Here is a 13,542-nt window from a genome sequence, read left to right as displayed (position 1 = left end):
TCAAAATATTTCGAAATGTTCCGAACATCAGCCGTCATTCTGATCGCTCTGATCGTTGCGTTTCTTATCATTTCGCTAGTCAGCAGCCAACCCTGGCATACGATTCAGATTTTTATGTTCGAGCCGGTGTCCTCCAAAGCCCATATCGGCAACGTGATTGAAATGGCAATACCGCTCATGTTCTCGGGACTGGCGCTTTCCTTATTGTTCAAAGCCAATTTATTTAATCTGGGAGCGGAAGGGATCTTCTATTTCAGCGGCGTTGTGGCCGCTTCGATCGCCATTCACGCGCAACTGGGAAACTGGCTTCATCCAGCCGTTGCCGTCCTCGCGGGCGGACTGGTCGGTGCGCTGCTCTCTGCCATTCCAGGCATTCTGAAGGCCAAATGGAACGCAAGCGAGCTCGTAACCTCGCTCATGTTCAATAGCATTCTTTTCGGTGTCGGACTGTACCTCCTTAATTATAAATTAAGAGATGCCAAGGCGTTCGCGACCGTGTCCTACAAATTTCAACCGACCGCCATACTGGACAAGCTCGTACCCGGAACCCGTATTCATACCGGTTTGATTGTAGTGCTAGTGTGCATCGTGGCCGTACACTTCTTCTTATACAAGACGAAGTGGGGTTACGAGCTTAGAATGACCGGCATCAATCGGAATTTCGCCGAGTACTCGGGCATTAAGACGGCCAAGGTTATCATTCTCGTCCATCTGATCGCAGGATTCATCGCGGGTATGGGCGGTTCCATCGAAGTGCTGGGGATGTATAATCGATTTCAGTGGACGGCATTGCCGGGTTACGGTTTCGACGGGGCGCTCGTGGCGATGCTTGCCAAGAATAAACCGTTCGCCGTCATCGGCGGCGCTTTCTTCCTAGCCTACATTCGGATCGGCGCAGACCAGATGGCTAGAATGTCCGATGTGCCTTCCGAGATGATCGCGATCATTCAAGCCGTCATTATTTTGCTGATCTCGGCCGAACAATTTTTGAAATTTTTCAAGAACAGGATGCTGTTAAGGGAGGCGGCCAAAGATGCATAGCTTGCTGGATGTCATACTGACGACGGATTTCGCTTTTTCCGTTCTTCGTGTCATGACCCCTATTTTGTTTGCCGCTCTCGGCGCTCTCATCTCCAACCGCGCGGGTATTATCAACATCGGATTGGAAGGCATCATGCTCGTATCCGCGTTAACCGGAGTCGTCGTAAGCGCCTATACCCACAGCGCTTGGGTCGGATTGCTGGCCGCCGCGATGGGGGGTACTCTCATCGCCGGTATACTTGCCTTTTTCACGCTGCAATTCAAGACGCACATCATTCTCGGAGGTATCGCCATTAACCTTTTCGCTTCGGGCGGAACGGTGTTCATTCTTTATTTGCTTAGCGGAGACAAAGGCTCGTCCACTTCGCTGCCAAGTAAAGTGCTTCCCTCGATCGACATTCCGTTAATTAAGGATATTCCCGTTCTCGGACCGATCTTGTCCGGACATCATGTGCTGACTTACGCGGCGATCCTTGCTGTCTTCGTGGTTTACTATTTGTTGAACAAGACGCCGCTTGGCCTTCGGATCAGATCGGTGGGCGAGAACCCGCATGCGGCTCAGTCCGTAGGGGTAAGCGTTATGAAGACGCAATACATCGCGCTGCTGCTGAGCGGTTTTTTCGCAGGGCTGGGCGGCGCCTACATGTCCATGGGATATCTCTCGATGTTCAGCCGGGACATGACCGCCGGCAGAGGATGGATTGCGTTAGCCGCGGAAGCGATGGGAAGAGGAACTACGCTCGGAACTAGCCTGACATCTTTGTTGTTCGGAGCCGCTGACGCCTTGTCCAATGCGTTGCAGGTGTTGAAAATACCGGCTGAGCTTATTGGAACCGTTCCGTATATCGCCACGTTGGTCGGACTCGTGGTCTATGCGATCAACGAGACTCGGCGCAAAAACAATAAGAAACTCAAGTCCAAGTCGCAACCTTCTGCGAAATGAAACGAGGAGATACCGTGAGACAAATTATTATCGACTGCGATCCGGGGCATGACGATGCCATCGCCATTTTATTGGCCCTTGCCCATCCGGACGAGCTGAAAATATTGGGTATGACTACGGTTGGCGGAAATCAGGTGCTGGACAAAATTACCGACAACGCATTAAAGCTGCTCAGCTACGTTGACGCACCTATTCCGCTTGCGAAAGGCGCTGCCGGACCTTTATTAGGCAAGCTAGTCACAGGCGAGGAGGCGCACGGGGAAACGGGGATGGACGGTCCGATTCTTCCGTCTTCCCGCTATAAGCCGCTTGATGTCCATGCCGTGGAATTTATGCTGAACCTGATCCGCAACGCCGAGGGCAAGGTGACGCTCGTTCCGTTGGCGCCGCTCACTAACATTGCATTGCTCTTGACCGCATATCCTGAGGTAAAAGACAAGATCGATTGCATCTCTTTGATGGGCGGCGGAATTGGAGAGGGCAACGTAACCGCAACAGCCGAATTCAACATCTACGTCGATCCCGAGGCGGCACAAATCGTATACCAGTCGGGAATTCCTATCGTAATGAGCGGTTTGGACGTCACCAACCGGGCACAGATCCATGCTGTGGAAATCGAGGAGCTTAAACGGCGCGGCAAAGCATCCGTCCTTGTCGGAGAACTGCTAGATTTCTACTCGATCTATTCGAAAGTGCTAGGCTATGATGGAAGCGCCCTTCATGATCCTTGCGCGGTGGCATGGCTGTTGAAGCCTGAAATATTCCGTTCCGAAGCGTACCATGTCGAGGTCGAGACGAAAGGGGATTTAACCCGTGGCATGACTGTCGCCGATCGCCGGAAAAAACCGACGCAAGAGGCCAATGTCCGAGTGCTGCTCGATGTGGACCGGGATGCTTTTATCCGGATGATTACGGAAGCATTGGACGTTCTGGACCGAAGGCTCGCCGCGACGAACTAATATCTTCTTTTTGAAAGGAACGCAAGGATGACAAAGCCTAATATATTGGTTGTCGGAAGTTTGAACATGGATATTGTCGTACAGGCGCCGCGATTTCCGAAACCGGGAGAGACGCTGACCGGCAAGGACAGCCATTTCATTCCGGGCGGGAAAGGCGCTAACCAGGCAGTGGCCGCTGCCCGCCTCGGGGCGCAAACCTCGATGCTGGGAGCGGTCGGAGACGATTTGTTCGGACAAGCGCTGCTTGAATCATTGCAAATAGACAAGGTTGGATTTCAAACGGTCAAGAAGGTCAAGGAAGTTCCGACCGGCATAGCAGCCATTACGCTGACCTCTACCGATAATCAAATAATCGTAGTGCCCGGTGCCAATGAATGGTTAACGATTGCCGATATCGCTGCCAATGAGGCCATATTCGCCGAAGCGGATGTAGTACTGCTGCAGTTGGAGGTACCGCTGCCGACCGTTATGGCCGCTGCCTCGATGGCGAAGAAACACGGGAAAATCGTAGTTCTGAATCCTGCGCCAGCGCAAAAACTGCCGGATTCCTTGCTTCGGAACGTGGATTATATAACTCCTAATCTAACGGAACTGGAACAACTGACGGGAATCGATTCGAGCAAGCACGGCTTGGAGAAAGCGGTCGATGAATTGCTGCGGATGGGACCTCCTCAAGTCGTTACGACATTGGGCTCGGAAGGCACGGTGTATAAGCAGGCGGGCGGTTCCCTCGTGCAAGTTCCCGCTTACCGGGTTCCCGTGGTGGATACGACCGGAGCCGGAGACTCGTTCAATGCTGCATTGGCGGTGCAATTAGCCAAGGGAGCTGATTTGCACGAGTCCATCCTTTACGCTGTCAAAGTATCCGCGCTAGCGGTTACCCAATTCGGGGCGCAAAGCGGAATGCCGACAAGTGAACAAGTAGACACTTTTGAAGCTTCTTTACGCGATAAAGAACAAACAAATTGAGACGAATCGGGAGATCGGGATGCCAAACAACATTGTTCGAGTAATCATTGACGTCGATACGGGCATCGACGATGCGCTTACTATTCTTTATGCATTGAAGTCTAAGGAAATCCGCGTGGAAGGGATTACGACCGTTTTCGGAAATATTGATGTGGACCAGGCTACGGATAACACGCTGCGAATCATTCAATTGGCGGATCCGGGATACGACGTTCCGGTCGCGCGCGGTGCCGACCGCCCATACAAACGTTCTTTGACCGGATTCGCCGATTCCGTTCATGGGGAGAACGGCATCGGCAACGTTAAGTTGCCTCCTGCCTCTCAAACTGCGGTTGCTGAATCCGCCGCCGAATTTATCGTCCGTATGGTCAATGAAAATCCCGGAGAAATCGTTCTGGTCGCGACAGGCAGAATGACCAATTTGGCGTTTGCTCTTAAGTTGGATGAACAGCTTCCTTTCAAAGTGAAAAGCGTGGCGATCATGGGCGGAACTGTACATGCGCCGGGAAACGTAACTCCCGTGGCGGAGGCCAACTTTTGGGGCGATCCCGAAGCCGCGGATGCGGTCATGCAGTCCGGGCTTCCGATCACGATGGTTGGATTGGATGTGACGATGCGCACGCATATTACTCAGCAGCATCTGGATTTGCTGAATCGCTTCGGCAAAGAGGAGAACAAGGCCATCATCGCGTTCATGCAGCAAAGCCTTGCGCATTATTTCGGCTTTTACACGGACTCTAACAATTACATCGGCTCAGCGCCGATGCACGACCCTCTGACTTTATTGGTTGCCGTCGATCCCGGACTGGTTAAGACGCAAACGATGAAGGTGAGCATCGATTGCGGGGATTCGATAAGCGCAGGCATGGTGGTGGCCGATTTGCGGACGAAACCATCCATGGGCCGGGACATCCAAGTTTGCGTCGATGTCGACGCGCAGCGGGCTGAACGTCAATTTTTGTCCGTTTTCATGTAGTGATACGAATCGATAAGGATCATGCCATCATAAAATGCAGCAATTGCCTGTTCGAGGCGGTTGCTGCATTTTCTCTTGTCCGCTCAGCCTTCATTTCAAGCCGTTTATAACCGATATCAAGGATAAGATAAGTTAGCCTAATCTATTATTCTTAAGCGAGGAAATCGATGAATCATATACATGGAACTTATGATATATCGCTTGTCATACTGTCTTATTTAATCGCGGTTGCAGCTTCTTATGCCGCGCTTGATTTGGCCGGTAGGGTTAGCGCGGCTAGAAACGGCAATAGTCGAGCCTTATGGCTTATTGGCGGAGCGATTTTCATGGGATTCGGGATTTGGGCGATGCATTTCGTAGGCATGCTTGCATTTAACTTGCCTATCCCGGTCTCTTACGATGTTGTTTTGGTCATTATTTCCGTATTGGTTGCCATTCTGGCTTCGCTTATCGCTTTGCATGTCGTCGGAAGAAAGCAGCTCCGGCTCAAGCGGTTGATTGTGGGCGGATTTTTGATGTCGGTTGGAATCTCAGCTATGCACTACATTGGAATGACCTCGATGAGGGTTGGCATTTATTATGTGCCAGGATTATTTATCTTGTCCGTCGTCATTGCGTTTGTTGCGTCGATTGCTGCACTATGGCTTTCGTACTATTTTCGCATGGAGCATTCTTGGAAGGGTGTAGGATATAAGCTGGGCAGCGGATTGGTTATGGGGGCAGCGATCGTGGGCATGCATTACACGGGAATGGCTGCGGCTCGCTTTCATACCGGTAATGGATTGGAAATATTGTCCGGAATGAGGGTGAACCAACAATGGCTCGCTTATGCGATTGCCATCGGTACTTTCGCTGCCCTTGCTTTCGCATTGTTCGGGGTTTTTATCGACAAACGTCTCTCTCGGAAAAACGACGAGATCATCGAACACGAAAAATGGTATAAATCGCTATACGAGAATCACTTAGACGGCATTATTAGCGTTAACATTCAAGGTAAGATTATCGATATCAATCCTTCGGCTATTCGAATTACGGGCATAGAAGCTGCGGACTATCTTCATCAGCCTTCTTCTAAACTTTTGGAAATTCATGTTGAGGAGTATCGCGAGAAGTCCAATCAAGTGTTTCAATCCTCTTTAAAATACGGTCAGGTGAAGATAGCTGAAACGGTTATTATCCATAAAGAGGGCCATCATATCCACTTAAGCACGATGAGCGTTCCCGTAACCATCGACGGGGCCGTCAGAGGGACGTATCTTATATTCAGGGACATAACCGAGGAGAAGCGGACAAAAGAAACGATTCAGCACATGGCGTATCACGACGATTTGACCGGTCTGCCTAATCGTCGTTTATTGAAGAGAACGCTAGAGGAAACGATTCGTCACAGCGTTCCGGGAGATTCCCGATTTGCCGTGCTGGTAATGGATATCGACCGATTCAAAATGATCAATGATTCGTTAGGCCATGCTTTTGGCGACCAGTTTCTGCAGTTGGTTACCGATCGTCTGCACCATGCGGCGGTCGGCATACAAGTAACGATCGCCAGAATGGGCGGAGACGAGTTTACTTTGATCTGCCACGGAAATCCGATCGAAGACGTGACTAAACGGCTCGCGCAAAGAATAATCGATCTTATTCAGATCCCGTACAGATTAAAAGATAACGACTTCTACGTATCAGCCAGCATAGGCATCGCCTTGTATCCGGAACATGGTTTGGATGCGGAGCAATTGCTCAAAAATGCCGATACCGCAATGTACGAAGTGAAACGAAACGGCAAGAACGGCTTTCAATATTATTCTAGCGTACTGGATGAACACGTGATGAACAATATTGAGCTTGAAGCGGCATTGCGCAAAGCCGTGGATGGAGAGCAGCTCATTATCCACTATCAGCCGCAAATCAGCTTGCATAATCAACAGGTCATTGGAGTCGAAGCTTTATTAAGGTGGATTCATCCTGAAAAAGGGCTAATCGAGCCGGGAGTATTCATCCCAATTGCCGAGGAAACGGGACTAATCGGAGAGATCGGGACCTGGGTGATGCGCGAGGCGTGCAGGCAAATGCAACAATGGCAGCAGCAATACGGTTGGAACATCCCCGTGTCGGTTAATCTGTCGACCCAACAATTTCATCAGGAGAAGCTCGTAAGCGCCATCGAGAGCATATTGCGCGAAACGGGGTTGCATCCTCAATACTTGGAATTGGAAATAACCGAGAGCATGATGATGGATGCTTCGAGGTCGGGTCAAATTTTAAGAGAGCTGACGAGGCTTGGCATACAAATTAGCATGGATGATTTTGGAACAGGCTACAGCTCGCTTAGTTATTTGAAATTATTCCCGATTCATAAGCTCAAGATCGACCGTTCATTCATTAAGGACATAACAAGCAACGAAGATGATAAAGCGATCGTGTCTTCCATTATCGCGATGGCGCATAACCTGAAAATGAATGTCATAGCCGAAGGCGTGGAGACGAGAGAGCAGCTGCAAATTCTTATGGATAACGGCTGCGACGATATTCAAGGTTATTATTTCAGCAGGCCGATTCCGGCAAAAGAAGTCGAGCAGATGTACTTAAATCCGCTGAAGGCGGCTGTCGAGGAAGGATAGCGGCTTATAGCGCTTAACGTATTCTCTAAGTCCACTTAGCTGCCCAAAGCTTCATCTCTTTGACAATTTGATGCAGGTCTTCTCCTTTGGGGGTCAACGTGTACTCCACGGTCACAGGTACGGTAGGAAACACGGTGCGGGTTAACACGCCTTTCTCTTCCATATGCCGAAGAGTGCTAGTTAACGCTCGTGGGCTTACTTGAGCAATACGACGCTGAAGCTCGCCAAACCGCCGCGTACCGCAAAATAACTCCCGCAGCACGAGGAAAGCCCATTTGCCGCCAATAACGTCCAGTGTTTTCTCAATAGAGCATTCGATGATTACCGGGTCTTTCGGAATGGTGTAAGATGTGGTAGATGGGGAAGACATGCTCAAATGACCTCCTAAATATGAATAATGTAGATGATATATAAAGTATAGCTAAGTGCATTATAGCTTATTGAGAGACAAAACACACATTTCTTATTACGAGATGCATTATTGGCCTTGGTGATGGCAGCGGGCCGTACCTGGGTACTAGAGTGACTAAAGCGGCAAAAAGCGGTCTAGCAAGAGGCGTACCCTCTTGTTAGACCGCTCTTCGTTTGCTGAACAGTTACAATCGTTAGCGCTGAATAACAAGAACGCCGTAAGCTTCTAATTCTATATTCCCGAACAAGCTTCCGGAGCGCAGCAAATCGTTGACCTGCACCAGGAAGTTCAACCGAACCGGCTCATGGCTGTAGTTGAGCAGGAATACGATGTCTCCGCGGATGGCAATCTCCACTTGCTTTGGCAAGTCGGCCCAGCCGTCAGCGGGAGAAGGAGTGCCCATTCGGTCGAGAATACCGTGGACGGCTTCCTCGGTGAAAGCTGAACCGAGATACCAAGACCAGCCGTCACCATGCCGGTTACGGGTTAATGCCGCTCCGCCGGAATAGTATTGCGAAGTATACGAAGCCATTATTTCCGCCGTTTCCGACTCGACGGTCAACACTTCGTTAAACAAGGCCGTCGGTAAGGCCGAATCCTCATCCGTCCACTGTGCCGAAGCGGCGGGGAAATTAGGATTGCATAGAGTGAAGTCTTCGACGGTTATTCCGCACCAATTGGCGGCAAATCCCGGGAACGGGATCATGCGGCATTGGCCGCGCTCATCCTTATAGCCGGTGCGTGCTCCCATGATTAATGTGCCTCCGCCCCGGACATAGGCATCGAGCAATGCGGCTCTATTTTCCGTAAGGATGGTGGCATGCGCATAGACAAGCACAGGATAACGCAGCAGATCCTCCAGCTTCGTGCCTTCACGCATATAGACGATATCGACCGGGATGTGCCGCTCCTGCAGAGCTTTGGACCAAGACTCTTTGCTTTTCCAGCGCAGCGGTCTTACCCAGGCATCGAATTCCGCATCCCAACTATTATCGTAATCTTCAAGAATCGCAAACTGAGCCTGAAAGCTTTTCCCAGTAATAAGGTTGCCGATCCGGCCAAGCTCTTCACCGACTTGCGCAACCTCGTGTAGCCTTCGATTTGGGCGGTTATGATAGTCATTGATACCGTGCCAGTAGATTTCCGTGCCCATTGTCGCCGTTCTCCAGCGGAAATATAACAGCATATCCGCTCCATGCGCGATAGATTGGTAAGTCCACAACCGCATTTGACCAGGTCGCGGTGCCGGCATATCCATCCGGTTCACCCAGCCGCCCGGGCCCGATTGCTGCTCCATCACGCAAAAGTGAGCGGAAATCGAACGTGTTTCGCTAAGAGAAAGACTCCATTTACGATCGCGCAAGGAGCTCGTGTTCTCGGGATCTTCAAAGGCGCTGAATTGCGGATAGGAATCGTATGAAAAGAAATCGAGCAGCTCGCTCGTCATCGCATGATTGTCTAAGTGGCCGAAAAGACCGTTGGTCGTAACCCACTGACGAGGCGCGCTCTCGCGAATAATATCGGCTTGCAGTCGGGCGAACGAAATGGTGTTGTCGGAAATAAACCTTTTCTCATCCAGCAACTGATGGGGATTGGGGGAGTCGGATGGATTCGGGCGGGTCAAATACACTTGCTGCCAATCGGTGTAAGTCTGGCTCCAGAACACGGTGCCCCAAGCTTCGTTCAGCTTGTCCAACGTCCCGTATTTAGTTCTAACCCACTGACGGAAAGCGATATGATCCGCATCGGAATAAAACTCGTTCGTTTCGCAGTTCAGCTCGTTGTCGATTTGCCAACCAGCGACCGCAGGATGATTGCCGTAATGCTGAGACATTTTCCTTACGATTCGTTCGCAGTAGAAGCGGTAAACCGGACTGCTGTAATTGTAGTGCCGACGTTGTCCATGCCGGTAGACTACGCCATCTTGACGCGCATTGAGCGCTTCAGGGTAACGTTCGGTCAGCCAAGCGGGCGGTGTGGCGGTCGGTGTTCCCATGATGACCTTCAAGCCATGGCGGTGAGCCTCGTCTAACGCACGATCGAATAAATCGAAGGAAAACTTGCCGTCTTCCGGCTCGAATATCGTCCAAGCGAATTCCGCGACCCGAACGATACTGAATCCAAGCTCTTTCATGCGGCGGAAATCGTCTTCCCACAGCGATTCGTTCCAATGCTCCGGATAATAACAGACTCCTAATTGAAAAGAGTCGGAACTTCTAGAAATGGCGGACATGAGACACTCTCCCTCATTACGTTAGTAATAATATTATGTGATCCATTTATGATCTGAGATTATTGTATTCCTTTTCAAAAACGTCTTAAATAACATATTATTATCATGAATAGTAATATCTTATGAAAGTTGGCGATTAATCCGATGAGGCTCCATCATTATTTGCCGAAGCCTGGATTTGAGCGATATATCGTTTTTCCGGAATCCTGCGGCCGTTATCATGAAGATTCCGAACATGCGGAATACCGCCCGAAAGGGGGGCTCGGCTACTACAACATCCATTTGTTGTTCGAGGGCAGGGGAACGGTCACCCATAACGGGGTGGCGACGGAGCTTCAAGCGGGAAATGGGTTCTTGTACGCGCCGGGGGAACTTCAGCAATATAGCTCGGATCGGTCTGAGCCTTGGGACGTATATTGGGTGCACTTTTACGGGGCGGGAGCGGACGCTTTATTGGAGGGCCGGGGGCGGGGAGAGCCATGGTTGTTTACGTTCGGACGCAAAGAGCGGATCCGATCGTTACTGGATCATTTATTACGGCTTTCTTCTTCTTACGAAAGCGGAAATGAGACGACGATATCGGCGGTACTGTATGAGTTGTTGATCGAACTGTTGAGAAACTCGGAGGGACTGTCTGCGTCGCCGGGGCTGGATTACCAGGAAAGAATCCGCAAAACAGCCGACCGGATGTCCGAAAAATGCGGCGAGGTTTGGGATTTGGATCGAATGGCGAATGACGCGGGGTACAGCCCGACTTATTTTTGCCGACTGTTTCAACGGGTATTGGGACGGACTCCGGCATCCTTCCTCCAAGAAACAAGATTGACTAGAGCTAAGCAGCTGCTGGTGCTTGGAGGGTTGCCGGTTAAGCAAGTGGCTGAACAATCGGGGTATGCCCAGAGCAGCTACTTCATCCGCCGGTTTCGGGAACGGGAAGGCATGACTCCCGAGCAATACCGGCTTCTATATTCAAAGTCGAGGATTGCGGAGAAGCGCTAGTCGCACAGCATCAAGGATTTAAGCCGTTAAATTCTTTCTTGATCCGATGTAATAACCGAGCGTCCGTGAGTACATCGCAGGCGGTATAGGCGAGCATGGTTGCGCCGAACACCATCGCTTTGTAGGCGGTATCGGTTTGCGCGGCATCTCTGAACTCCTTCGTGTGGAGTTGGTAAGGTTCGTTTACTGCTTTAATGTAAGGGTGAATGACGGGACAGCGAAGCGAGACGTTACCCAGATCCAAGGAGCCGTTATCATGGCCGACCCGAATATCTTCTTCGGCGATTCCATCAGCGATCATATTGGCCGTAAACGCATCGGACAAAGTTTCGTTGGTCCGCAATTCATCATAAGAGTATTCGTAATTGCTCGCCGTTAGCTTACAGCCGGTCGCAATGCCGGCTGCCTCAGCGCAGGCTGTCACTTTACGCGCGAGTTCGTCGGTGTAAGCACGCGACGCCGATCTTACATAAAATTGGGCAGCGGCATAATCCGGAATAATATTCGGAGCTTGCCCTCCGTGGGAGATGATGCCGTGAATTCTGGCATCGTCTTTCGTTTGCTGACGCAACGCGTTAACGGCGTTGAATATAAGGATTATCGCATCCAATGCATTGATGCCAAGATCCGGATTAGCGGCAGCGTGCGCGGCTTTACCATGATACTCGAATTGCAAGGCATCCATGGCCAGGGAAGCTCCGGAACGTTCATAGCTATGATAAGGGTGCGCCATAATCGCAATGTCGCAATCATCGAACAAACCTGCGGCTGCCATATCGATCTTGGCACCTTTTGTTTCTTCGGCAGGCGTTCCGTATACGCGGATCGTTCCGCCAGTTTCATCCGCGATTGCACGCAATCCTGCGGCTGCGCCAAGCGCCATCGTACAGATGAGATGATGCCCGCAAGCATGACCCAGCTCCGGCAGGGCGTCGTATTCAGCGAGCAAACCAATAAGGGGGCCGGGTTTGGATGAGCGATATTCCGCTACGAACGCGGTTTCCAAGCCTAGAACGGCTCTTTCGACTTGAAATCCTAAAGCCTCCAATTCGGAGGAAAGCATGGCCGACGCTTGCCTCTCTTCGTGTCCGAGTTCTGGATGGGATCCGATAAAAGCAGCGATTTCTATTAAGCGAGGCGAATAAGCCTGCAGAGTATCGTGAATGATTGTTTTTAAGGCGGTCATGGAGAGTTCTCCTTTAAAGATGATTTTGTCATACAACTATCGTATCCGTTCAACGGTTTGCAAGCAAGCTGCCCTTTCGAGATGAGAATGATGTCGTAATTTCATAGTTTAAATGGCACTTAAACTCATTATAAAGCAATAATAAGTTGTGTAATCTGTACATGTTGTCGTATATTTTAAGTTAATTAGCTAGGGAGGCAATCTCATGATTCGGATAGGTAAAATTAGTTATTGGCACGTCCACGCAGATGAGTACACCGGGTATGCGCTAGCGAATCCGTCCACGCAGCTGGCTGCGATTTGGGACGAGGTACCGGCACGGGGCAAGGAAAAGGCAGCCGAATATGGCGTCCCTTATTACGAGTCGCTAGACGAGATGCTGGCGCAAGACGATATCGATGCCGTTATCGTCGATGCACCTACGAATATACACCATGAAGTCATGGTGAAGGCTGCCCGCGCCGGCAAACATATTTTCACGGAAAAAGTCGTCGCACCCACAAATAAAGAAGTTCAGGAAATCGTTGCTGCGGTTAAGGAAGCAGGCGTTAAGTTCACGGTTTCTCTTCCTCGCCTCTATGCGGGATCCACGCAGGTCATTCAGAAGGTTATTAAAGAAGGAACGCTTGGCAAGTTAACTTTGGCGCGTGTCCGTTTGTCGCACAACGGAGCGACTGAGAATTGGCTGCCTGCCCATTTCTATTCCAAAGAGCAGTGCGGCGGCGGAGCTTTGATCGATCTTGGCTGCCATCCTATGTATCTAGTTCGGTTATTTCTGGGTATGCCGGAGAGCGTCAGCGCGAACTTCGGTTACGTGACAGGTAAGGAAGTCGAGGACAACGCGGTTGCCGTTCTTCGTTATTCCGAAGGGGCTCTAGGTATCGTGGAAGCGGGATTCGTGAACAGCCACTCGCCATTCTCTATCGAACTTCACGGTACGGAAGGAACGTTGCTGTTCGGTTTTCCGGAAGAGGTTGCCGTCTTGCGCAGCAATAGCGGGAGCGGGCAATGGGAGAAGCTCGAAGCGGGCCAACCGCTACCAATCGCGTTCGACCAATGGGTGGAGCATATCTCGAATGATACTGAAGCAACGGAAAATGTAGCCCTCGCGGTGGATCTGACCAAGTTGATGGAAGCTTCTACGCGTTCTGTAGCGGAAGGCCGTCCGGTTCGCATCGACGAGTTGGTTTGATATTTGCGATAGGA

General features: G+C 50.7%; 11 protein-coding genes. 8 read left to right on the top strand and 3 right to left on the bottom strand.

From position 1 onward, the window contains the following. The first annotated feature begins 15 nt into the window (after nt 1-15). The 6 genes from K7P76_RS17400 (at nt 16) to K7P76_RS17375 (ending at nt 7,506) form a co-directional block, all read left to right on the top strand. Complete coding sequence (locus tag K7P76_RS17400) at nt 16-1,041, top strand: ABC transporter permease (RefSeq protein ID WP_232186590.1); 1,026 nt, start codon at nt 16-18, stop codon at nt 1,039-1,041. After that, on the top strand, nt 1,034-1,984 hold the full coding sequence (locus tag K7P76_RS17395) for an ABC transporter permease (protein ID WP_232186589.1): 951 nt from the start codon (nt 1,034-1,036) through the stop codon (nt 1,982-1,984). Before K7P76_RS17400 ends, K7P76_RS17395 begins: the two co-directional genes overlap by 8 nt. A 14-nt stretch (nt 1,985-1,998) precedes the next feature. After that, nucleotides 1,999-2,943 (top strand): nucleoside hydrolase, encoded by a 945-nt coding sequence (locus K7P76_RS17390; protein ID WP_232186588.1) that lies wholly within the window; start codon nt 1,999-2,001, stop codon nt 2,941-2,943. Between the two features lie 27 nt (nt 2,944-2,970). Continuing rightward, entirely contained in the window at nt 2,971-3,912 is a 942-nt protein-coding gene (rbsK, locus tag K7P76_RS17385) for a ribokinase (protein ID WP_232186587.1), read from the top strand. A 19-nt stretch (nt 3,913-3,931) separates the two neighbouring features. Next, complete coding sequence (locus K7P76_RS17380) at nt 3,932-4,888, top strand: nucleoside hydrolase (RefSeq protein ID WP_232186586.1); 957 nt, start codon at nt 3,932-3,934, stop codon at nt 4,886-4,888. Between the two features lie 167 nt (nt 4,889-5,055). After that, the gene (locus K7P76_RS17375; RefSeq protein WP_232186585.1) at nt 5,056-7,506 is read left to right on the top strand and encodes an EAL domain-containing protein; all 2,451 of its coding nucleotides are present in this window, start codon (nt 5,056-5,058) and stop codon (nt 7,504-7,506) included. 25 nt (nt 7,507-7,531) lie between these two features. Here the strand turns inward: K7P76_RS17375 and K7P76_RS17370 are convergent, their stop codons facing one another. Both K7P76_RS17370 and K7P76_RS17365 read right to left on the bottom strand, forming a co-directional pair. Then, the gene (locus tag K7P76_RS17370) at nt 7,532-7,876 is read right to left on the bottom strand and encodes a winged helix-turn-helix transcriptional regulator (protein WP_232186584.1); all 345 of its coding nucleotides are present in this window, start codon (nt 7,874-7,876) and stop codon (nt 7,532-7,534) included. 235 nt (nt 7,877-8,111) lie between these two features. Beyond that, on the bottom strand, nt 8,112-10,151 hold the full coding sequence (locus K7P76_RS17365; protein ID WP_232186583.1) for a beta-galactosidase: 2,040 nt from the start codon (nt 10,149-10,151) through the stop codon (nt 8,112-8,114). 144 nt (nt 10,152-10,295) lie between these two features. On the opposite strand from K7P76_RS17365, the gene K7P76_RS17360 reads away from it, so the two are divergent. Further along, entirely contained in the window at nt 10,296-11,150 is an 855-nt protein-coding gene (locus tag K7P76_RS17360; RefSeq protein ID WP_232186582.1) for a helix-turn-helix transcriptional regulator, read from the top strand. A 10-nt stretch (nt 11,151-11,160) separates the two neighbouring features. On the opposite strand, the gene K7P76_RS17355 is transcribed toward K7P76_RS17360, so the two are convergent. Further along, nucleotides 11,161-12,336, bottom strand: coding sequence for a M20 family metallopeptidase (locus K7P76_RS17355; RefSeq protein ID WP_232186581.1), 1,176 nt, complete (start codon nt 12,334-12,336; stop codon nt 11,161-11,163). Nucleotides 12,337-12,541: 205 nt separating this feature from the next. Here K7P76_RS17355 and K7P76_RS17350 point away from each other — a divergent pair, with 205 nt between their 5' ends. Further along, nucleotides 12,542-13,528: a Gfo/Idh/MocA family protein gene (locus K7P76_RS17350; RefSeq protein WP_232186580.1), complete on the top strand. Its 987-nt coding sequence runs from the start codon at nt 12,542-12,544 to the stop codon at nt 13,526-13,528. Nucleotides 13,529-13,542 lie beyond the last annotated feature (14 nt).

It is taken from the genome of Cohnella silvisoli (assembly GCF_021190915.1).
Taxonomy (GTDB): Bacteria; Bacillota; Bacilli; order Paenibacillales; family Paenibacillaceae; genus Cohnella; species Cohnella silvisoli.
This window is presented reverse-complemented; position numbering and strand designations above follow the sequence as displayed.

Bases quoted from the DNA above. Each gene is read 5' to 3' on its own strand.
- K7P76_RS17400 (WP_232186590.1), top strand. From the start codon at position 16: ATGTTCCGAACATCAGCCGTCATTCTGATCGCTCTGATCGTTGCGTTT.
- K7P76_RS17395 (WP_232186589.1), top strand. From the start codon at position 1,034: ATGCATAGCTTGCTGGATGTCATACTGACGACGGATTTCGCTTTTTCC.
- rbsK (WP_232186587.1), top strand. From the start codon at position 2,971: ATGACAAAGCCTAATATATTGGTTGTCGGAAGTTTGAACATGGATATT.
- K7P76_RS17380 (WP_232186586.1), top strand. From the start codon at position 3,932: ATGCCAAACAACATTGTTCGAGTAATCATTGACGTCGATACGGGCATC.
- K7P76_RS17375 (WP_232186585.1), top strand. From the start codon at position 5,056: ATGAATCATATACATGGAACTTATGATATATCGCTTGTCATACTGTCT.
- K7P76_RS17370 (WP_232186584.1), bottom strand. From the start codon at position 7,876: ATGTCTTCCCCATCTACCACATCTTACACCATTCCGAAAGACCCGGTA.
- K7P76_RS17365 (WP_232186583.1), bottom strand. From the start codon at position 10,151: ATGTCCGCCATTTCTAGAAGTTCCGACTCTTTTCAATTAGGAGTCTGT.
- K7P76_RS17360 (WP_232186582.1), top strand. From the start codon at position 10,296: ATGAGGCTCCATCATTATTTGCCGAAGCCTGGATTTGAGCGATATATC.
- K7P76_RS17355 (WP_232186581.1), bottom strand. From the start codon at position 12,336: ATGACCGCCTTAAAAACAATCATTCACGATACTCTGCAGGCTTATTCG.
- K7P76_RS17350 (WP_232186580.1), top strand. From the start codon at position 12,542: ATGATTCGGATAGGTAAAATTAGTTATTGGCACGTCCACGCAGATGAG.